Source organism: Caballeronia sp. LZ062 (assembly GCF_031450785.1).
Classification (GTDB): domain Bacteria; phylum Pseudomonadota; class Gammaproteobacteria; order Burkholderiales; family Burkholderiaceae; genus Caballeronia.
This window is the reverse complement of the sequence record NZ_JARTWB010000002.1, coordinates 997,263-1,017,464: the sequence shown is the minus strand read 5'-3', so window position 1 is coordinate 1,017,464 and position 20,202 is coordinate 997,263. Positions and strand designations below refer to the sequence as shown.

The following is a 20,202-nucleotide window of genomic DNA, read 5'->3' as shown; positions in this document are numbered from 1 at the left end:
TTCAGAATCCCGTCAATACGAGCTTGCCGATCGCACGCCCTTCTTCCAAAAGGCGATGCGCTTCCCTGAGATTGGCCGCATTGATCTTCCCGAGGTTCTTGCCGAGCGTCGTGCGGATCACGCCTGCGTCGATCAGCCGCGCCACTTCGGAAAGCAGCTTGTGTTGCTCGATCATGTCGGGCGTCTGGAACATCGCGCGCGTGAACATGAATTCCCAGTGGAACGCCGCGCTCTTCGCCTTCAACAGTTCGACGGGGAGCGGCGCTGCATTCTCGACGATCGTGCAGATGCTGCCCTGCGGCTTCACGACTTCCGCCGCGGCCGGAAAATGCTTGTCGGTGTCGTTGAAGATGAGCACGTAATCGACTTGCGGAATGCCGGCCTCCTTCAATTGCGCCGGGATGTCGCCGAAGTGATCGACGATGCGATCCGCGCCCAGCTCCGTCGCCCATTTCGCCGATTCGGGCCGCGAAGCCGTCGCGATGACGTGCAGCTTCGCCACCTGCTTCGCCAGTTGAATGCCGATGGAGCCGACCCCGCCCGCGCCGCCGATGATGAGCACGGTCTTCTCGGCGTCCTTGCCTTCGGCCGACACCTTCAGCCGGTCGAACAGGGCTTCCCACGCAGTGAGGGTGGTGAGCGGGAGCGCGGCCGCGTGCGTGAAGTCGAGCGACTTCGGCTTCGCGCCGACGATGCGTTCATCGATCAGGTGGAACTCGCTGTTCGCGCCTTGCCGCGTGATGTCGCCGGCGTAGTAGACCTCGTCGCCCGCCTTGAAGAGCGAGACGTCCGGGCCGACCGCTTCCACGACGCCGGCCGCGTCCCAGCCGAGCACGCGCGGCGTTTCTTCGACCTTGTCCTTCGGCGCGCGCACTTTCGTGTCGACCGGATTGACCGCGATAGCCTCGATTCTCACGAGCAGATCGCGGCCGGTCGGTGCGGGTTTATCGAGTTCGACATCCACGAGCGATTCGGGATTGGAGATCGGCAAGTAGCGGGTCAGACCGATGGCTTTCATGATGTGTCCTTGGTTCGAGGTGAATTGAATTCTTCATGCAAACGGTAGGCGCATGGTAGCCCGCGCCACGCTTCCGGAAAACCGCCATAATGCTTGAAACATTTTTCGGGAAATCCATCGAATGGCGAGCGATGCATGGCTCGAAGGCCCCACGCGGGACCGGCTTGATCTGCTCGACGTGAGCCTGTTCATGCGGGCTGCGGCGCTGGCGAATCTGTCGTCGGCGGCCCGGGAATTCGGTTTGTCGCCCGCCGTGGCGAGCGCGCGGATTGCAGGGCTGGAGCGTATGCTCGGCGCGCGCCTTTTGCATCGGACGACGCGGCGTGTCAGCGTCACGCAGGAAGGCGAGATCTTCGCGGCGCATGCGCGTGCGTTGCTGGACGCCGCCGAAGCGGCGCGCGCTTCCGTCGGCCGGGCGCTGGCGCAACCGCACGGCCGGCTGCGCGTGACGATGCCTTCTTCGCTCGGCCGTCAGCACATTTCGCCGCTGATTCCGGCTTTCCTCGAGCAGTATCCGGGCGTCACGATGGACTTGCGCATGACGGATCAGATTGTCGATCTCGTCGATGAAGGCATCGATCTCGCGATACGCATCGGCGCGCTGAAGGATTCGACGCTCGTCGCGCGCAAACTCGCGAGCAACCGGCGCGTGTTGTGCGCGTCGCCTGCATATTTGGAGCAACACGGCACGCCGCGTCATCCGGCGGATCTTGCGCTGCACGAATGCGTGATTCTGGCGGATCAGCGCGACTGGAGCTTCGTCACGCCGACGGGCGTGACCGACGTGCGCGTGTCCGGCCGGCTCGTGACGGACAACGGCGAAGTGATCCGCGATGCACTTGCGGCGGGCATCGGCATCGGGCTGAAGTCGACGTGGAGCGTCGCGCCGTTGCTCGCGAGCGGCGAGCTTGTCACAGTGCTCGATGATTATCCGGTGGCGCAAACGGTCGCGATCTGGGCGGTGTATCCGAGTCGCGCTTTCGTACCGCCGAAGACGCTGGCGTTCATCGAGTTTCTCGCGAAACGGTTTGGCGAGCCGCCGTATTGGGATGTCGAGCCGGCTGCGGTCATGCGGTAGGGAGTTTGCGTTTTGCATGCAGGATGCCGGATGCAAAACGCCGAGACTGCCCGTCCGGCGTCGGAACAACGCCCCCCCGCCCGCACATTCCGTGAAGCGGTTTGACGAGCGGCCATATTGGGTATTGCGTTTTGCATGCCGGGTGCCGCATGCAAAATGCCGACGCTGCCGCCCGGCGTCGAAGCAGCGCTCCTTCCCGTACATCTCGCGAAACGATTCAACGGGCCGCCGTATTGAAGTGTCGAGCCGGCTGCTGTCATCCGGTAGAGACTCTCGCGTTTGCATGCCGAATGTCGCATACAAACGCCGAGACTCCCCGCCCCGCGTTGAACCAACGCCCTCGCCCGTACAATACCCGCTTCCCGCGCCATCGCACGAAAGAACCCTCCGATGAACCTCGTCATCCAAAGCCCCGCCCCGATCGCCGATTCGCACCTGAGGCCGCTCGCCGCCCTCGCCCGCTCGCGCGCGGCCTCGCGCATCGACGACACGCTCGTGCGTCTCGACGATGCCGATGTGCTCCAGCGTCCCGATATAGATGCCTATTGCGGAACACACGCGCTGGACTACGCCTACATCGAGCCGCAAGCGCGGCTTTCCGACTTCGGCCTCGTTGCGATGGACATGGATTCGACGCTCATCACGATCGAATGCATCGACGAGATCGCGGACTTTTGCGGGCTGAAGGCCGAAGTCGCCGCGATCACGGAGGCGTCGATGCGCGGCGAAATCAAGGACTTCAACGAGAGTCTCACGCGCCGCGTCGCGCTGCTGAAGGGCCTCGACGCGGCGGCGCTCGAACGCGTCTATGAAGAACGGCTGCGATTGTCGCCGGGCGCGGAGCGCATGCTCGAAGGCGCGCGCGCGGCGGGGCTCAAGACGCTGCTCGTGTCGGGCGGATTCACGTTCTTCACCGAGCGGCTGAAAGCGCGGCTCGGTCTCGACTACACGCGGGCGAATACTCTCGAAATCATCGATGGCAAACTGACCGGAAAGGTCGTCGGCGAGATCGTGAATGCCGACGTAAAGGCGCGCACGCTGCGCGAAACGTGCGAGAAGATCGGCATCGATCCTAAGCGCGCAATTGCGATGGGCGACGGCTCCAACGATCTCAAGATGATGGCCGAAGCCGGCCTGTCGGTGGCGTTTCGCGCGAAGCCCGTCGTGCGTGAGTCGGCGAGCGTCGCGTTCAACTTCGTCGGACTGGACGGACTGCTTCGCCTGTTCTGAACCAGGCGATCGTATCGTCCGTCGCGTTATCCGAGCGCCTTGCCGAACGCGGATTCGATATCCGCGCGCAAGTCCGCTTCGTCTTCCAGACCCACGTACAGCCGCACGAGCACGCCTTCGTGCGGCCATTGCGACGCGGTGCGCATCGAGCGCACGTTGTACGGCATCGCGAGGCTATGCGCGCCGCCCCAGCTCCAGCCGATGGAAAACAACTCGAGCGCCTCGACGAACGCATCGACCTGAGCGGCACTGTAACGGGCATCGAATACGATCGAGAACAATCCGCCCGCACCGCCCGAAAAGTCGCGTTCGAAAAACGCGTGGCCGGGGCAATCGTCCAGCGCCGGATGCAGGACCGCCGCCACTTCCGGACGCGTCTTGAGCCAGCGTGCGAGCGCGAGCGCCGAGCGGTCATGCGCTCCGTAACGCAGTTTCATCGAAGGCAGGCTGCGCGCGACGAGCGATGCATCGTCCGCCGACACGCCTACGCCCAGACGCATCCGCGCGCGCTTGAGCTTCTTATGCAGTTCGACATCGCGCGTGATCGTTGCGCCCATCAGAATGTCGCTGCCGCCCGACTGATACTTCGTCAGCGCCTGCACCGAGATATCGACGCCGTGATCGAACGGCTTGAACGCGAGTCCTGCCGAGAACGTGTTGTCGATCGCGGTCACGATGCCGCGTGCGCGCGCGACCGTGGTAATAGCGGGCACGTCCTGCACTTCCATCGTGACCGAGCCGGGCGCTTCGAGCCAGATGAGCTTCGTGTTCGGACGGATGAAATCGGCGATGCCGGCGCCGATCATCGGATCGTAGTAGCTGACTTCGAGACCGAAATCGGCGGCGAGCCAGTCCGCGTGTTCGCGATTCGGCGAATAGGCGTTGTCCGGCACGAGCACATGATCGCCCGCTTTGACGAGGCCGAAGTACACGTTCGAAATCGCCGCGAGGCCGGACGGCTGCAAGAGCGCATGATCGCCGCCCTCGATGGCCGCGAGCCGCTGCGCGAGCGCAATCGTCGTGGGCGTGCCGTGCAGACCGTAGCGCCACTTGGCGTCATCGCTCCAGACGAGCGCGCGCATGGTTGCCAGGTCGGGAAAAACGACCGTCGATGCCCGCGCCACCGGCACGGCGAACGACTCGAAGCCGGGCGTGATGCGGTCGTTCGGCTGCACGATGCGCGTTTGCAGGTCGCGGTCCTTGCTGCTGGAATCGGTCATGGGCTTGCTGTGAGCGGAGATGAGAGAAGGCTTTATTCGCCGATGATGACGTTGCTCGTGCCGCCGACGGCGTTCGGCGGCGACGGCGGCAGCGCAGGAGGCGCCGGCTCAAGCGATGGCGCGGCAGGCGCAGCATTGCCCGCAGGCAGGCGCGGAAGCATGACGCCGGCCACGGCAGGCCGCAACTCGAAAGGCTGCGCATTCGAATCGTCCGGATCCATGCGCTCGCCCGAAACGCTTCCGTCTGCCTCGAACTTGCCGACCCAGTTGCCGGTGATGTGCGTCCCGTCGTTCGATTCCTCGATTTCGAGCGTTTCGCCGTCGCGGTCGCCCGCCACGAGAATCACCGAGGAACTGTCGGCGAAGCGATATTCTCCGTGCACGCCGGACGCATCGTCGGTCTTGGCGCCGAGCTTCATCTCGATCTGCCTGCCGCCGAGCGTGCCCACGTAGCGCGGAAAATGCGCGTACTCCGGGTTCGGCGAAAGCGGTTTCTGCGGCGGCAGCGCGAGTGTCCGAATCGCCTTGTCCGCGCCGTACGATTCGCCGCTCGGGGCGCTCCGGGCGGCGCTAGTGGACGCCGCCGCCGACGAATCCGGCGGCATCGGCGAATTGCAGCCCGCGAGCGCGAACGCCGCGGTCAAGCCGGCGATGATCGTGACCGCGACCGGCAAGCCCGGCCGCCTGAATGCTTCCTTCATCCTTCTTCCCTTCGATACCACGTCAGATACGCTCGAAAATCGCCGCGATGCCCTGCCCGCCGCCGATGCACATGGTCACGAGCGCATACCGCCCGCCGATGCGCTGCAGTTCGTACAGCGCCTTCACCGTGATGAGCGCGCCGGTCGCGCCAATCGGATGTCCGAGCGAAATGCCCGAGCCGTTCGGGTTCACCTTCGCGGGATCGAGCCGCAGTTCCTGCGTGACCGCGCAGGCTTGCGCGGCGAACGCCTCGTTGGCTTCGATCACGTCGAGATCGTCGACGGAGAGGCCCGCGCGCTCCAGCACCTTGCGCGTGGCCGGCACAGGACCGATGCCCATGATCGTCGGATCGACGCCCGCGTGCGCGTAAGCGACGAGCCGCGCGAGAGGCCGCGCGCCGCGCTTCTCGGCCACGCCGCGCTCCATCAGCACGACGGCCGCCGCCGCGTCGTTGATGCCGGACGCGTTGCCCGCCGTCACCGTGCCGTTCTCCTTCGCGAAGACCGGCTTCAGCTTCGCGAAGTCTTCCGCCGTCGCGTTCATGCGCACATGCTCGTCGCGGTCGAAGACGGTGTCGCCCTTCTTCGATGCCAGCGTGATCGGCAGAATCTGCTCCTTGAAATAACCGGCTTCGATGGCGTTGGCCGCGCGACGGTGCGATTCCAGCGCGAGCGCGTCCTGCGCCTCGCGCGTGATGCCGTACTTGTTCGCGACGTTCTCCGCCGTCACGCCCATGTGAATCTTGTGGAACGGGTCGTTCAGCGCGCCGAGCATCATGTCGACGACGCGGGCATCGCCCATGCGCTGACCGAAGCGCGCGGCGGGCATCACGTAAGGCGCGCGGCTCATGCTTTCCGCGCCGCCACCGATGGCAATATCCGCATCGCCGAGCAGAATCGACTGCGCGGCGGAGACGATCGCCTGCAAGCCCGAGCCGCACAGCCGGTTGACGGTGAGCGCGGGCGCGTGCTGCGACACGCCGCCGTCGAGCGCCGCGACGCGCGCGAGATACATGTCGCGCGGCTCGGTCTGGATCACGTTGCCGAACACGACGTGTCCGACTTCCTCGCCCGCGACGTTCGCGCGGGACAGCGCCTCGCGCACCACGCGCGCGCCGAGATCGGTCGGCGTGAAATCCTTGAGCGCGCCGCCGAAATCGCCGATTGCCGTGCGCACGCCGCTTGCCACCACCACTTCGCGTTCCATGTCGTCTCCTGTTTCTATCGAGTGATTTTTTTGAGAGCTCACGCCAGCGCGCGTTCGACGGCCGCCCGGTCTGGAATCGGCGCAACCGCGCCGAAACCCTGCGTCGACAAGGCCGCCGCCGCGTTGGCGTAGTGCGCCGCAGTGAAAGGATCGTCGCCCGCAACCAGCCGCGCGATGAATGCGCCGCCGAAGCAATCGCCCGCGCCGGTCGCATCGACCGCGTTCACGACACGGCCCGGCACCACGCGCCGCTCGTCCGGAGTCGCGATATACGCGCCTTCGCGGCCGAGCTTCATCGCGATAATCTTCGGGCCGAGCGCGAGCAGCGTGTCGACGATGGCGTCTTTGTCTTCGTGGCCCGTGAGCACGGTGACGTCGTCCCAGCTCGGCAGGCAGATGTCGCTCCGGCGGATCGCTTCGAGCATCACCGCGCGGGCGCGGGCGAGCGGCCAGAGCTTCAAGCGCAGGTTCGTGTCGAAGCTGACCTGCACGCCGTTGATGCGCGCATGGTCGATGGCGGCGAACGCGGCATCGCACGCGCTCGCGCCGATGGCGAGACTGATACCCGACAGATGCACCACTTTCGCCGCCGCGATCATGTCGAGCGGCAGATGCGACGGCGCATAGCGGCTCGCCGCCGACCCCGCGCGCAGATAGTCGAAGCGATGCCCGCTCGGGCCGTGAGACACGAAATAAACGCCCGTTGGCGCGTCCGGATCGACGCGAACGGCGGACGTATCGACGTTCTCCGCGCGCCACAGATCGAGCAGCAGTTGCCCGAAACCATCGTTGCCGACCGCCGAAACGAAGCCGGTCGCGGCGCCCTGCCGCGCCGCCGCAATCAGGAAATTCGACACGTCGCCGCCGAAGCCTTGCAGATACGCCGGCTCGTCACGCTTGGACTGATTGAACTCGATCATCGCCTCGCCGAGCGCGAGGATGTGCGGCGTTTGCGGGGTCATCGATCAGACCTCGCCCCAGAGATCGTGGCCGTCCGCGCCCGTGATCTTCACCGAAACGAAGTCGCCCGCCTTGTAGCGCTTCGACGCCTTCGTCGGCGGCGCGATATACACGACGCCGTCGATTTCCGGCGCATCCGCTGCCGTGCGCCCGATTCCGCCTTCCGCGCTGATTTCATCGACCAGCACTTTCAGCGTCTTGCCGACCTTCTTCTTCATGCGCTTCGCCGACAGTTCCTCGGCCAGTTCCATGAAACGCGCGCGGCGTTCCTCGCGCAGCTCGTCGGGCAGCGCGCCGTCGAGCTCGTTGGCGGTGGCGCCTTCGACTGGCGAATACGCGAAGCAGCCGACGCGATCCAGATCCGCTTCCTCGATGAAGTCGAGCAGCGTCTGGAACTGCTCTTCCGTCTCGCCCGGAAAGCCCGCGATGAACGTGCTGCGAATCGTCAGATCCGGGCACATGGCGCGCCAGGCCTTCACGCGCTCCAGCACCTTTTCGGCGTTGGCCGGGCGCTTCATGCGCTTGAGCACTTCGGGATGCGCGTGCTGGAACGGCACGTCGAGATACGGCAAGACGTGCCCCTTGAGCGGGCCTTCCGCCATCATCGGGATGACTTCATCGACGCTCGGATACGGATACACGTAGTGCAGGCGGACCCACGCGCCGTACTGCGCGGCCAGTTCGCCCAGCGCACCGACGAGTTCCGTCATGCGCGTCTTGAGCGGCTTGCCGTTCCAGAAACCCGTGCGGTACTTCACGTCGACGCCATACGCGCTCGTGTCCTGCGAGATGACGAGGAGTTCCTTCACGCCCGACTTGAAGAGATTCTCGGCTTCGAGCATCACTTCCGCGACGGGACGCGAAACGAGATCGCCGCGCATCGACGGAATGATGCAGAACGTGCAACGGTGGTTGCAGCCTTCGGAAATCTTGAGATACGCGTAGTGGCGCGGCGTGAGCTTGATGCCGGCGGGCGGCACGAGATCGACGAACGGATCGTGCGGCTTCGGCAAGTGCGCGTGGACCGCGTTCATCACTTCGTTGGTCGCGTGCGGGCCGGTGACGGCCAGCACCTTCGGATGCACTTCTTCGATGAGCCCGCTGCCGCTCGCGCTCTTTTTCGCGCCGAGGCAGCCGGTCACGATGACCTTGCCGTTTTCGTTGAGCGCCTCGCCGATGGCGTCGAGGCTTTCCTGCACGGCTTCGTCGATAAAGCCGCACGTGTTGACGACGACGAGGTCGGCGCCGTCATAGCTGCCGGAGATTTGATAACCCTCGGCGCGCAACTGGGTGATGATCTGCTCCGAATCGACGAGGGCTTTCGGGCAGCCGAGGCTGACCATGCCGATCTTCGGCGCGGAATTCGTCTTGACGATTGAATCTGTGGAATTTTTCACGGGGAAACGGTCGGATGAGGGGCGTCGCCGGACGCACGAGGCCAATCCCGTATTTTACCCCGGAGCATCCCGAAAGCCGTTCCGGGCCGCTCGCCCGAAGCGAGAACGCCCGGCTACCCTACTTCTTTTCTCCTGACGGCGCAGTCGGTGTCGGAAACGGGAACGTGTTGAACATCGTTTTCGCCTGATTCTGCATCTGCTCTTGCATCTGCACGAACATGTTCTTCGACTGCTCGATGTAGCTCGTCATCATGCCCTGCATCATCGGGGCCTGCATGTTCATGAACTGCGACCACACTTCCGGGTTGAGCGCGTTGCCGTCGTAGATGCCCTTGCTCTGCTCGGAGAGCTTCTGCTGAATGTCGATGAACGCCTGGATGTTCTTCTCCAGATACGTGCCCATCATGCCCTGCATGGCGTGGCCGTAGAAGCGGATGATCTGCGAGAGCATCACGGACGAGAACATCGGCAGGCCGCCGCTCTCTTCTTCCAGAATGATCTGCAGGAGTATGCTGCGCGTCAGGTCGTCGTTGGACTTGGCGTCGAGCACCTTGAAGTCTTCCTGATCGAGCACGAGCTGCTTCACGTCGGACAACGTGATGTAGGTGCTCGTCTCCGTGTCATAGAGCCGCCGGTTCGGATATTTTTTGATGAGTCGTTCGGCGGATTTCTTTGTAGTAGTCGTGGTGGTCATTGAACGCCTTCAAAACGCGAGACTTTACTGCGATGGCAGCAAGCATGTCTTGCGTTGTCGCAAAAAAGCGTTGCTGCGGGTTCGCCGCATCGTTGATGTATCCGGCAGGCGGCATTCGCCGGCGCGGGCGCCCCATGCGCCCCGCCTGCGATCGCGGCCCGTCAGCCCATGTGCAATCCACCGTTGAGCGAAAAATCCGCCCCGGTGGAGAAACCCGATTCCTCCGACGCGAGCCACGCGACGATCGAGCCGATCTCGTCCGGCGTGCCGAGACGCCGCACCGGAATTGTCGCGACGATCTTCTCCAGCACTTCCGGGCGAATGGACTTCACCATGTCCGTGCCGATGTAGCCCGGCGAGACCGTGTTGACCGTCACGCCCTTGGTCGCCACTTCCTGCGCGAGCGCCATGGTGAAGCCGTGAATGCCGGCCTTGGCCGTCGAATAGTTCGTCTGGCCGAACTGGCCCTTCTGCCCGTTCACCGACGAAATATTGATGACGCGGCCCCAGCCGCGCTCGACCATGCCGTCGATCACCTGCTTCGTGACGTTGAAGAGGCTCGTCAGGTTCGTGTCGATGACCGCGGTCCAGTCATCGTGCGTCATCTTGCGGAACACGACGTCGCGCGTGATGCCCGCGTTGTTCACGAGCACGTCGACTTCGCCGACTTCGGCCTTCACCTTGTCGAACGCGTTCTTGGTCGATTCCCAATCGCTGACGTTGCCCTCGGAGGCAATGAAGTCGAAACCGAGCGCCTTCTGATCTTCGAGCCACTTCACCCGGCGCGGAGAATTCGGCCCGCAGCCCGCGACGACCGTGAAGCCGTCCTTGTGCAGCCGCTGGCAAATGCTGGTGCCGATGCCGCCCATCCCGCCCGTTACATACGCTACGCGCTTCGTCATGCTCGACTCCCTTTTCGTTATGCGGCGCGCGCCCGAGAGCGCCGCCCGCTTGTCCCTTCCGTTGTGCGATGCCGCTCGCAGCCGCTTCCCCTCTTACGGCCGCTCGACGGCCAGCGCGACGCCCATGCCGCCGCCGATGCACAGCGACGCGAGGCCCTTCTTCGCATCGCGCTTCTGCATTTCGTGGAGCAGCGTGACCAGAATGCGGCAGCCCGACGCGCCAATCGGATGGCCGATCGCGATCGCCCCGCCGTTCACGTTGATCTTTTCCTGATCCCAGCCCATCTGCTTGTGGACCGCGAGCGCCTGCGCGGCGAACGCTTCGTTGATCTCCATCAGATCGAGATCGTCGATGCTCCAGCCCGCGCGCTCCAGACAGCGCTTCGATGCCGGCACCGGACCCATGCCCATGATTTTCGGATCGACGCCCGCGCTCGCGTAAGCCTTGATGCGCGCAAGCGGCGTGAGACCGAGCGCCTCGGCTTTCTTCGCCGACATGACGACCACCGCCGCCGCGCCGTCGTTGATACCCGATGCGTTCGCGGCCGTCACCGTGCCTTCCTTCGAGAACGCGGGCTTGAGTCCCGCGAGCGCTTCGGCCGTGACGCCGTGGCGCACGAATTCGTCGCTGGCGAACTGGATCGGCTCGCCTTTGCGCTGCGGAATCGACACGGGCACGATTTCGTCGTTGAAGCGGCCCGACTTCTGAGCAGCTTCGGCCTTGTTCTGCGAAAGCGCGGCGAACGCGTCCTGCGCCTCGCGCGTGATGCCGTATTCCTTTGCGACGTTTTCTGCCGTGGTGCCCATGTGGTAGTTGTTATAGACGTCCCACAGACCATCGACGATCATCGAGTCGATCAGCTTCGCGTCGCCCATGCGAAAGCCGTCGCGCGAACCCGGCAGCACGTGCGGCGCCGCGCTCATGTTCTCCTGACCGCCCGCGACGATGATCTCCGAATCGCCCGCGATGATCGCGTTGGCGGCGAGCATCACTGCCTTCAAGCCGGAGCCGCAGACCTTGTTGATCGTCATGCCGGGGACCATTTCGGGCAAGCCCGCCTTGATCACCGACTGACGCGCCGGGTTCTGGCCTGAGCCTGCCGTCAGCACTTGGCCCAGAATGACTTCGCTTATCTGTTCGGGCTTGAGACCCGCGCGTTCGAGCACGGCGCGAATCACGGTAGCGCCCAGTTCCGGCGCCGCGATCTTCGCGAGCGAGCCGCCGAATTTGCCGACCGCTGTGCGCGCGGCCGATACGATCACTACGTCAGTCATTTCCGTTTCCTTTGGCATCGAATGTTAGAGCGGTTTGCCCGCGGCTGATCCGTTCGCGCCGATCAACTGTCGCGCTTCAGGACGTAACGGCCCGGCGCCGCCTCGATCACAGGATAATCCTTCGAGCCGAGCCCTGCGCTTGCCGTCTGCTGCTCGCCGGACTGCTTCGCAAGCCACTGCGTCCACGTGGGCCACCAGCTGCCGGGATGCTCGCTCGCGGCGTCGAACCAGGCGTCGGCAGTCTCCGGCAGGCGCTCGCCCGCGCCGTCGAGCATCCAGAAACTCCGCTTGTTCTTCGACGGCGGATTGATCACGCCCGCAATGTGCCCGGATGCGCCGAGCACGAAGGTCTGCGGCCCGGACAGCAGCGGCGCCGAAGCATACGCCGATTTCCACGGCACGATATGGTCTTCGCGTGAACCGTAGATGAATGTGGGCGTCGTGATGGTCGACAAGTCGATGGGCACGCCCAGCACCGTCACCGCGCCCGGCTCGCGCAGCTTGTTCTCCAGATACGTGTTGCGCAGATACCAGACGCACATGGGACCGGGCAGATTCGTTGAATCGCTGTTCCAGAAGAGCAGATCGAACGCTTGCGGCGTGCGGCCCTTCAGGTAGTTATCGACGACGTAGTTCCACACCAGATCGTTCGGGCGCAGATACGAGAACGTATTGGCGAACTCGATGCCGCGCATGAGTCCCGGCGGCGCGCCGTTCTTGCCGCCGATGGTCTGCTCGCGCATCGCCACGTGCGCCTCGTCGACGAACACGTCGAGCACGCCCGTGTCGGAGAAGTCGAGCATCGAGGTGAGCAAGGTCATCGACGCGGCCGGCTCGTTGCCGCGCGCCTTTTCGACCGCGAGCGCCGTGGCGAGCAGCGTCCCGCCGATGCAGAAGCCGAGCGTGTTGATCTTGTCCGCGCCGGAGATGTCGGAGACAGCGCGCATCGCCTGCATCACGCCATCGCCGACGTAATCGTCCCATGTCTTGTCCGCGATGGACTGGTCCGCATTGCGCCACGAGATCATGAACACCTGCTGGCCGGATTCGAGCGCATGACGCACGAGCGAGCCTTCCGGCGAGAGATCCAGAATGTAGAACTTGTTGATGCACGGCGGCACGATCAAAAGCGGCCGCGCGTAGACCTTCGGCGCGAGCGGCTTGTACTGAATGAGCTGCATGAGCTCGTTCTCGTACACCACCGCGCCTTCGGTCGTCGCGACGTTCTTGCCAATGGCGAACACCGATTCGTCCGACTGCGAAATCTTGCCGCGCTGCATGTCGTTGAGCAGGTTCAGCATGCCCTGCCGCAGGCTTTCGCCCTTGCTCTCGATGAGCGCCTTCTGCGCTTCGGGATTGAGCGCGAGGTAGTTGCTCGGCGCGGCAGCAGCGGCCCATTGCTGCACGGCGAAGCGAATGCGTTCGCGCGTCTTCGGGTCGCTCTGGACTGCATCGGCCAATTCTTGCAGATACCGCGCGTTCAGCAGATACCACGCGGCCGTGAATGCGAACGCGGGTGTCGATTGCCAGGCGGTGTCCTTGAAGCGCCGATCCTTGAGCGCCGACGGGTCGATGCTCTGGCCGCTCGCCTGCTTCATGAGTTCGGTCACGTCGCGCGTGTAGTCGCTTTGCAGCTGATGCAGGCGCTCGGGCGCGATGGCCGCAGTCGGAATCTTCGGCAAGGTCGGCAGGCCCTGCATCGACGCGCCGAAGCCCGGCATGCTGCTCGCGAGCTTCGCGAATTCCGCCAGACCGTTCATCTTCGTGAGGTCCGGCATCTGCGGCATGCTGGCGATGGTGGGAAACGCGGTCGGAAATCCACCGGGAAGCGTGCCTGGAAGCGCCCCTGGCAGACCGCCGAAACCCTGGAACGGAAAACCGCCGAATGGAGCCGAAGCCGACGCGCCGCCGCCCGACGGCGAACCGTCAGCCGCAGGATTCGTCTGTTGACTGAATTTGGCCCATTGAGCCGGATCGGCCACGGCGCGCCACGCATTCAGCCATTGCTCGAACGCTTGCTGTACGCCTGCCGTGTTGTCGGCTGCTGGCTGCTGCGCCGGGGTGCTTTCTTCGGCGGAACGGGAGCGGGAAGATGTGGAAGATGTTTTGGAAGCCATACCCGCCTTTGACCTCTGAGTCTCGAAAGACTGATTGCTGATGCAGGCATTGCCGGGCCGTTTCGGCCAGCGCGCGAAAAGTATGGGTGCGCCTTTGCGCGCCGGGCAGAAGCCGCCCTCGCCACGCCGTGCCCGATTGAACACATTCTGGGAACATTCTTGCGCTGGGGCGTCAAGCATGTCAATGCTTCGTCCCGATTTTGCCGCAGCGCGATGTTTTTATAATTATCGTTTTCCCCCATGAAAGAAATGCCTGTTTACCGCGCGTTTTTCGGCGCGCGGTAAAGCCGCTTCCGAATCAATCGGCGAGCCAGATCATCGCGGCCATGCGGCCCGTCACGCGATCGCGCCGGTAGGAATAGAAGCGCGATGCTTCCGTCACCGTGCAGTGCGTTCCGCCGTGAATGCGTGACGCGTTCACACCGATTTCGGCGAGGCGCAAACGCGCGAGCGCGTAGATGTCCGCGAAGTATTTGCCGCGCGTTTCTCCTGATTTGAATGCCGCAGCGGTCGCATCGCGGCGATCGGCCCGGCTCGCCGCGACGAACGCTTCGAGCACGTCTTCGCCGACTTCGAACGCCCCCGGTCCGATGGCCGGTCCGAGATACGCGTTCAATGTCGATGCCGGCGCGCCCGCGAGCGCCGCGACGCGCTCGCCCGTCTTTTCGACGATGCCGCCCGCCAGCCCGCGCCAGCCCGCATGGGCGGCACCGACTGCGCGGCCTTCGTCATCGCAGAAGAGGACCGGCAGGCAGTCCGCCGTCATCACGACGCAGACGATGCCCGGACGATCCGTGACGCTCGCGTCGGCGCGCGTCGGCCCGCCAGCGCGCGCTTCGATAACGGCGTACGCGTCCACTACCTGCGTGCCGTGGACCTGTTCGAGCCACGCGGCATCGCGGGCGTCGGTCAGTGCCAGCGCGCGGCGGCGGTTCTCCAGCACCGCATCGGGCGCGTCGCCCGTCGATAGGCCCAGGTTCAGTCCGCCCGCTTGCGGCGCGCCGCCGTCATACGGTGCGTCGCTCACGCCGCCCGCGCGCGTTGTCACGAAGGCGCGAACACGCGGCGCCACGCGCCATTGCGGCCAGAGGCAATGTTCCGGGTCCAATGCGGACGGCGTTTCGGCGTGTGAGTCGGTCATTCTTCGTCGTCCTCGTAATCGTCGCCTTCTTCCCAGTCGTCATCCGCCTCGTAGACCTGCACAAATCCTTCGTCTTCGTCTTCGTCGTCGAATTCCGCTTCGTCGTCGCGTCCGAAACCGAGTTCCGCGGCGAGCGCGGTCATATCGTCGGGCACGTCGGCGCGCCAGTGCACGGCCTTGCCCGTCAGCGGATGAACCAGTCCGAGCCGCCACGCATGCAGCGCCTGGCGCGCGAAGCCGTCGGGCAGCGGCGTCACCGAACGCTTGCCGCGCGCGCGCCCGTAGACCGGATCGCCCAGCAGCGGATGCCCGACGTGCGCACAATGCACGCGAATCTGATGCGTGCGGCCCGTCTCCAGATCGCAGTGGATCGCGCTGACCGGCTGGCCTTGCCACGTCGCGCGGTCGATGGTCCGAAAATGCGTGCGCGCCGGCTTGCCCGCCGCGCTCTGCACCACGGCCATGCGCGTGCGTTCGCGCGGGTCGCGGCCGATGGGCGCGTCGATCGTGCCGTCCTCCGGCATCCTGCCCCACACGAAAGCGACGTAGCGGCGCTTGACCGTGCGCGCCTGCAACTGGCGCACGAGGTCCGTTTGCGCTTCGAGCGTGCGCGCGACGACCATCAGTCCCGAGGTCTCCTTGTCCAGCCGATGCACGATGCCCGCGCGCGGCAGGCCGGCGGCCGCGTTGCCGTACCGGTGCAGCAGGCCGTTAAGCAGCGTGCCGCTCCAGTTTCCGGCTGCAGGATGCACGACCATACCGGCCGGCTTGTTGATGACGACGAGCGTCTCGTCTTCATAGACGATGTCGAGCGGCACCGGCTCCGGCGTGAAGGCGAGTTGCTCGGGCAGCAGGTCCGGGACGAGCGAAATAGTGGCGCCGAGCGGCACGGGCTGGCGCACCTTCGCGCTCGCGCCGTCCACGAGCACCCGGCCCTCTTCGATCCAGCTTTGCAGGCGGCTGCGCGAGAATTCCGGGAAAACCTTGGCGAGAACCTTGTCGAGCCGGTCGCCCGCGAGTTCGTCGGGCACGCGCGCGGTGCGCGGCGCATCGGCGCCTGCCTGCCCGCCCGCGCCGCCTTCCGATTCGGGCAAAGCCGAGTCGTCACGGGTAGCGCATGGGCTATAATCTTTGAGTTGGTCTTTGGTACGACGAGTACTTGAGCGGGTCATTTGAACGAGAGATTGACGGGGAGTCGGCCACGACCCACGGCCACGGCCTCGATCGAAGCCGACCGCCTGACGAGTCGCCACGCGTGACCGTTGCAAGCTGCGAGACGACGAGACACTACGCGATCGACCGAGCAGCGCGCCGTGCGCAAAGACTGCACCGGAAGCACCGCCGCACACAGTTGGAATCAGTTAAGAAGCAAGCCAGAAATCAGCCCAGGAAATGCAAGCACTGATGCAAGCCTTCAACATCATTCATCAAGCGATGCAGCGATCGATCAAATATCTGGCGCTGGCCGCGAGCGTCGCCATCGTCACGGCCTGCCACGGCCTGCCCGAGAAGACCGACGAAACGGCAACGTGGAATAACAACAAATTATATACGGAGGCCCAGGACGCGCTATCGGGCAGCGACTGGGGCAAGTGCGCCAAGTACTTCGAGGCGCTCGAAGGCCGCGATCCGTTCGGCCACTTCGCGCAGCAGGCGCAGATCAACGTCGCGTACTGCAACTGGAAGGACGGCGAGACCGCCTCTGCCGATCAGGCCATCGACCGTTTCATCCGGCTGCATCCGGATCATCCGGATATCGCATATGCGTACTATCTGAAGGGCATGATCCACTTCAACGACGACCTCGGTCTCTTCGGCCGCTTCTCCGGTCAGGACATGAGCGAGCGCGATCCGAAGTCACTGCGCGAGTCGTATGACGCCTTCAAGGTGGTGGTCGACAAGTACGCGCAAAGCAAGTACGCGCCGGACGCCGCGCAGCGCATGCGCTACATCGTAAATGCCCTCGCGTCGCACGAAGTGCATGCGGCGGATTACTACTATCGTCGCGGCGCGTATGTGGCCGCGATCAACCGGGCGCAACTCGCCATTCGCGAATACAAGAACGCCCCGGCGACCGAAGACGCGCTGCACATCATGATGATGTCGTATCAGCGGCTCGATCAGCCGCAACTCGCCGACGACACCAAGCGCGTGCTCGCGGCGACTTTCCCGGACAGCCCGTATGTCACCGGCAAGCGCCGCGCGGGCACGGATAAGCCCTGGTATCAGATCTGGTAATGCATGTTGGACCGCCGGCGCGCTCGCGCCGGCTTCCTTTGCAAGGGCGTTCGAATCGCCCTATTTTTTCGTCCATGTTTTTGTCGTTTGGCAACAAAATTTAGCAATCCTCAGGGTGCCGGCAGCGAACGCGAGCAAGCGGTCGGCCTTGCCCGCATCACGTTTTTGCGAGAGATCAGTATGACGCACACCGTTGCCCGCACTCAGCGCGACGCATTTCTCGACACCATGGACTCCCTTCTGCCCTGGCCGAGCCTGTGCGCGATCGTGGAGCCGCATGGGCAGGCGCACGCGGACACGGAGCGCATGCTGCGCATCTGTCTGCTGCAAAGCTGGTTCGGTCTGTCCGATCGCGACTGCGAAGACGCCCTTACCGACAGCATCGGCTTGCAGCGATTCGCACGGATCGACGTCGAGCGCGGCATCCTTCCCGATGCGCAAGCCATCCGGCAGTTTCCCAGCGACTTGCAATCGGGCGAACGCGCGCGGCCGTTGGCAGCCGAAGTGAACCGTGTGTTGGCGGCGAACGGCATCCGCGTGAAGCCGGGCGCAATCGTCAACGCGCGCATTCTGGCGGACGGGCCGGGCCGGCGCGACGTGAGCGCACCCGAAATGCGCGCCGGTCAATCCGCCGCGCCCCCGAGCTTTGGCAGGACATACGAGCGGCAATCGATGCACGTCCGCCTCGCGCGTAAGCCTGCGACCGCCGTCTGCTCTGAGCGTGCCGCGCGGCTCGTTCAAGCCATTTCCAACGTGCGCAGCATCACCGGGAGCTAGTCGGCCAGTTCCACCGCCGAGCTGCGCGAATCGCTGAAAAACGCGCGCACGACATCCAGTTCGCGCGTGCGCTTGAACGGCGGCAGGCTTTGCCAGATGCGCCGTCCATATGGCTTGTCGACGAGGCGCGTGTCGCAGATCATCAGCACGCCGCGATCCGTTTCCGCGCGAATCAGACGGCCCGCGCCCTGCTTCAGCGTGATGACCGCCTGCGGCAACTGGTGCACGGCGAACGGACTCAGTCCCTTCTTCGTGAGCGCATCGAGCCGCGCGGCCAGCACCGGATCGTCCGGCGGTGCAAAAGGCAGCTTGTCGATGACGACGAGCGAAAGCGCATCACCGCGCACGTCGACGCCTTCCCAGAAGCTCTGGCTGCCCACCAAAATGGCGTTGCCGTACGCGCGAAAACGGTCCAGCAATTCGGTGCGGCTCGCATCGCCCTGAACGAGCAGCGGGTTTTGCCAGCCGCGACGCTCGATCACATCGCGCAGGCGCGCCGAAATGCGATCGACCGCGCGCAGCGTCGTGCAGAGCACGAACACGCCGCCGCCCGCCGCCTCGATCACGGGAAGCGCCGCCTCGAAGACGGCATCCGTGAACTGCGGCGACGACGGCTGCGGCAGATTGCGCGGCACGTACAGCAGCCCTTGCGTCGGATAGTCGAACGGGCTCGGCAGCGTCATGGAGCGGCGAGCGTTCAGGCCCATCTGCGCGGCGTAGTGCGTGAAGTCGCCGCGCACCGAAAGCGTCGCCGACGTGAAGATCCACGCGCGCGGCACGCCCGCGCGCTGCTTCGCGAAAATCGGCGCCACCGATAGCGGCGTCTCGTGCAACTGCACCGTATGCGAGAACACCTCGACCCAACGGACCATCTCGTTCGGCTCGTCCTTCGCCGTTTGTTGCGCGGTGTCTTCGTCGCCGGCGACCGCGCGTTCCAACGGCGTCGGCGGAGTCGTCCAGCCCGCGAGCAAGTCCTGCAACTCGCGCGCGCGGCGCACGAGCGCCTGCAGCGATTCGGCCCGTTCCGCATGCGACGACAACGCCGCCGCGAGCGCATCGAGATGCGTTTCGAGCGTATCGAGCGCCTCGAAGAGCGGATGCTCGTCCGGAAGCTGGCCGAGCGAAAAGCGCGCCGAGTCTTCCTTGAACGCGAGCCGCAGGTCACGCGCCGCGCGCTCCAGCGCCGCGCCGAGCTTGGTCCAGTCCGCAGCATCACGCGCGTGACTCAAGCCTTCCGCGACGGTATCGCGCGCCAGTTCCAGCAGTTGCGTCGTGGAAAGCGTCTCGCCGAAGAACAGCGTCGCCGTTTCGGGCAACTGATGCGCCTCGTCGAAGATGATGGTGTTGGCCATCGGCAGCAGTTCGGCCATGCCGGTGTCGCGCAGCATCACGTCCGCGAAGAACAGATGGTGATTCACCACCACGATGTCCGCCTGCTGCGCTTCCTTGCGCGCCTGCATCACAAAGCAGTCCTTGTAGTACGGGCAGTCCTGACCGAGGCAGTTGTCGCGCGTGGACGTGACCATCGGCCAGACAGGCGAATTCTCGGGGACGCTCGCAAGTTCGGCCTTGTCGCCGGTGCGCGTGATTTTGGCGAAGCGGACGATCTCCTGCAGATGCGACGTGTCCTGCCGCGACGGCAGCCGGCCGTTGTCGGCGGTGCGCTCCAGATAGTAGTGGCAGAGATAATTCGCGCGGCCCTTGAGCATGGCGACGGAGACCGGCACGGCGAGCGCGTCGCGCACGGTCGGAATGTCGCGCTGGAAAAGCTGGTCTTGCAGATGCTTCGTGCCCGTCGAGACGATGACCTTGCCGCCCCACAGCATGGCCGGAACGAGATACGCGTAGGTCTTGCCCGTGCCGGTGCCGGCCTCGACGATCAACGTGTTCTCGCCGCCGTCGATGGCCGCTTTCGCGGTCGCGATGCCCACATCGTCGGCAGTCTCTTCGTCCGGCGCATGCGGCTTGTCCGACGGCCCGAGCTTGCGCGCCGGACGGCGCTGCGCCTCGAACATCGCGGGCTCGGGCATGGCGCGGCCGGACGCTTCCATCGCCGCGGCGACCGAGCGCGCCATTTCGATCTGCGATGCGCGCGGCCGATAGCCGTCGATGGCGCGGGCGAGCAGGCCGTCGGCGGAGAAGATGGCATCGAGTTCGACGCTGCGTTTGTTCGTCAGCGCGAGCGGCGCGCTCGCGGCATCGGACGGTTGGGCGGGAGAGTTCAAAGGGAGCTAGATCCTGCGAATG

The 20,202-nt window shown here is 64.8% G+C and carries 17 protein-coding genes; 4 read left to right on the top strand and 13 right to left on the bottom strand.

All coding sequences use genetic code 11. The annotated features are described in order from the left end of the window. Position 1: 1 nt before the first annotated feature. Positions 2-1,018: a zinc-binding alcohol dehydrogenase family protein gene (locus P9239_RS10825; protein WP_309750584.1), complete on the bottom strand. Its 1,017-nt coding sequence runs from the start codon at positions 1,016-1,018 to the stop codon at positions 2-4. A 121-nt stretch (positions 1,019-1,139) separates the two neighbouring features. On the opposite strand from P9239_RS10825, the gene P9239_RS10820 reads away from it, so the two are divergent. Both P9239_RS10820 and serB read left to right on the top strand, forming a co-directional pair. Further along, complete coding sequence (locus tag P9239_RS10820; protein WP_309750582.1) at positions 1,140-2,096, top strand: LysR substrate-binding domain-containing protein; 957 nt, start codon at positions 1,140-1,142, stop codon at positions 2,094-2,096. Between the two features lie 390 nt (positions 2,097-2,486). Then, positions 2,487-3,326, top strand: a complete 840-nt coding sequence (serB, locus tag P9239_RS10815; RefSeq protein ID WP_309750580.1) for a phosphoserine phosphatase SerB — start codon at positions 2,487-2,489, stop codon at positions 3,324-3,326. 26 nt (positions 3,327-3,352) lie between these two features. On the opposite strand, the gene P9239_RS10810 is transcribed toward serB, so the two are convergent. The 11 genes from P9239_RS10810 to P9239_RS10760 all read right to left on the bottom strand — a co-directional run bounded on the left by P9239_RS10810 (position 3,353) and on the right by P9239_RS10760 (position 16,112). Beyond that, positions 3,353-4,546 carry a cystathionine beta-lyase gene (locus tag P9239_RS10810; protein WP_309750578.1) on the bottom strand — a complete coding sequence of 398 codons (1,194 nt, stop codon included), beginning with the start codon at positions 4,544-4,546 and terminating at the stop codon, positions 3,353-3,355. 32 nt (positions 4,547-4,578) lie between these two features. Further along, the gene (locus P9239_RS10805; RefSeq protein WP_309750577.1) at positions 4,579-5,247 is read right to left on the bottom strand and encodes a hypothetical protein; all 669 of its coding nucleotides are present in this window, start codon (positions 5,245-5,247) and stop codon (positions 4,579-4,581) included. A gap of 22 nt (positions 5,248-5,269) precedes the next feature. Continuing rightward, on the bottom strand, positions 5,270-6,454 hold the full coding sequence (bktB, locus tag P9239_RS10800) for a beta-ketothiolase BktB (protein WP_309750575.1): 1,185 nt from the start codon (positions 6,452-6,454) through the stop codon (positions 5,270-5,272). 38 nt (positions 6,455-6,492) lie between these two features. Further along, on the bottom strand, positions 6,493-7,416 hold the full coding sequence (locus P9239_RS10795; protein ID WP_309750572.1) for a sugar kinase: 924 nt from the start codon (positions 7,414-7,416) through the stop codon (positions 6,493-6,495). Positions 7,417-7,419: 3 nt separating this feature from the next. Next, complete coding sequence (gene rimO / locus P9239_RS10790; RefSeq protein ID WP_309753992.1) at positions 7,420-8,757, bottom strand: 30S ribosomal protein S12 methylthiotransferase RimO; 1,338 nt, start codon at positions 8,755-8,757, stop codon at positions 7,420-7,422. Positions 8,758-8,929: 172 nt separating this feature from the next. Continuing rightward, positions 8,930-9,505: a polyhydroxyalkanoate synthesis repressor PhaR gene (gene phaR, locus P9239_RS10785; protein ID WP_309750570.1), complete on the bottom strand. Its 576-nt coding sequence runs from the start codon at positions 9,503-9,505 to the stop codon at positions 8,930-8,932. Positions 9,506-9,666: 161 nt separating this feature from the next. Further along, complete coding sequence (locus P9239_RS10780) at positions 9,667-10,407, bottom strand: 3-ketoacyl-ACP reductase (RefSeq protein ID WP_309750569.1); 741 nt, start codon at positions 10,405-10,407, stop codon at positions 9,667-9,669. A 93-nt stretch (positions 10,408-10,500) separates the two neighbouring features. Then, positions 10,501-11,682: an acetyl-CoA C-acetyltransferase gene (locus P9239_RS10775; RefSeq protein ID WP_309750567.1), complete on the bottom strand. Its 1,182-nt coding sequence runs from the start codon at positions 11,680-11,682 to the stop codon at positions 10,501-10,503. Positions 11,683-11,744: 62 nt separating this feature from the next. Then, positions 11,745-13,799: a class I poly(R)-hydroxyalkanoic acid synthase gene (gene phaC / locus P9239_RS10770; RefSeq protein WP_309750564.1), complete on the bottom strand. Its 2,055-nt coding sequence runs from the start codon at positions 13,797-13,799 to the stop codon at positions 11,745-11,747. Between the two features lie 298 nt (positions 13,800-14,097). Further along, positions 14,098-14,940, bottom strand: coding sequence for a peptidoglycan editing factor PgeF (gene pgeF / locus P9239_RS10765; protein ID WP_309750562.1), 843 nt, complete (start codon positions 14,938-14,940; stop codon positions 14,098-14,100). Further along, the gene (locus P9239_RS10760; RefSeq protein ID WP_309750560.1) at positions 14,937-16,112 is read right to left on the bottom strand and encodes an RluA family pseudouridine synthase; all 1,176 of its coding nucleotides are present in this window, start codon (positions 16,110-16,112) and stop codon (positions 14,937-14,939) included. Before P9239_RS10760 ends, pgeF begins: the two co-directional genes overlap by 4 nt. Before the next feature lie 262 nt (positions 16,113-16,374). Here P9239_RS10760 and P9239_RS10755 point away from each other — a divergent pair, with 262 nt between their 5' ends. Both P9239_RS10755 and P9239_RS10750 read left to right on the top strand, forming a co-directional pair. Further along, positions 16,375-17,178, top strand: a complete 804-nt coding sequence (locus P9239_RS10755) for an outer membrane protein assembly factor BamD (RefSeq protein ID WP_404980099.1) — start codon at positions 16,375-16,377, stop codon at positions 17,176-17,178. A 3-nt stretch (positions 17,179-17,181) separates the two neighbouring features. Beyond that, positions 17,182-17,955, top strand: a complete 774-nt coding sequence (locus P9239_RS10750; protein WP_309750556.1) for a transposase — start codon at positions 17,182-17,184, stop codon at positions 17,953-17,955. Here the strand turns inward: P9239_RS10750 and P9239_RS10745 are convergent. Next, positions 17,952-20,180, bottom strand: coding sequence for an ATP-dependent DNA helicase (locus tag P9239_RS10745; protein WP_309750555.1), 2,229 nt, complete (start codon positions 20,178-20,180; stop codon positions 17,952-17,954). The genes P9239_RS10750 and P9239_RS10745 overlap by 4 nt on opposite strands. Positions 20,181-20,202: the final 22 nt, after the last annotated feature.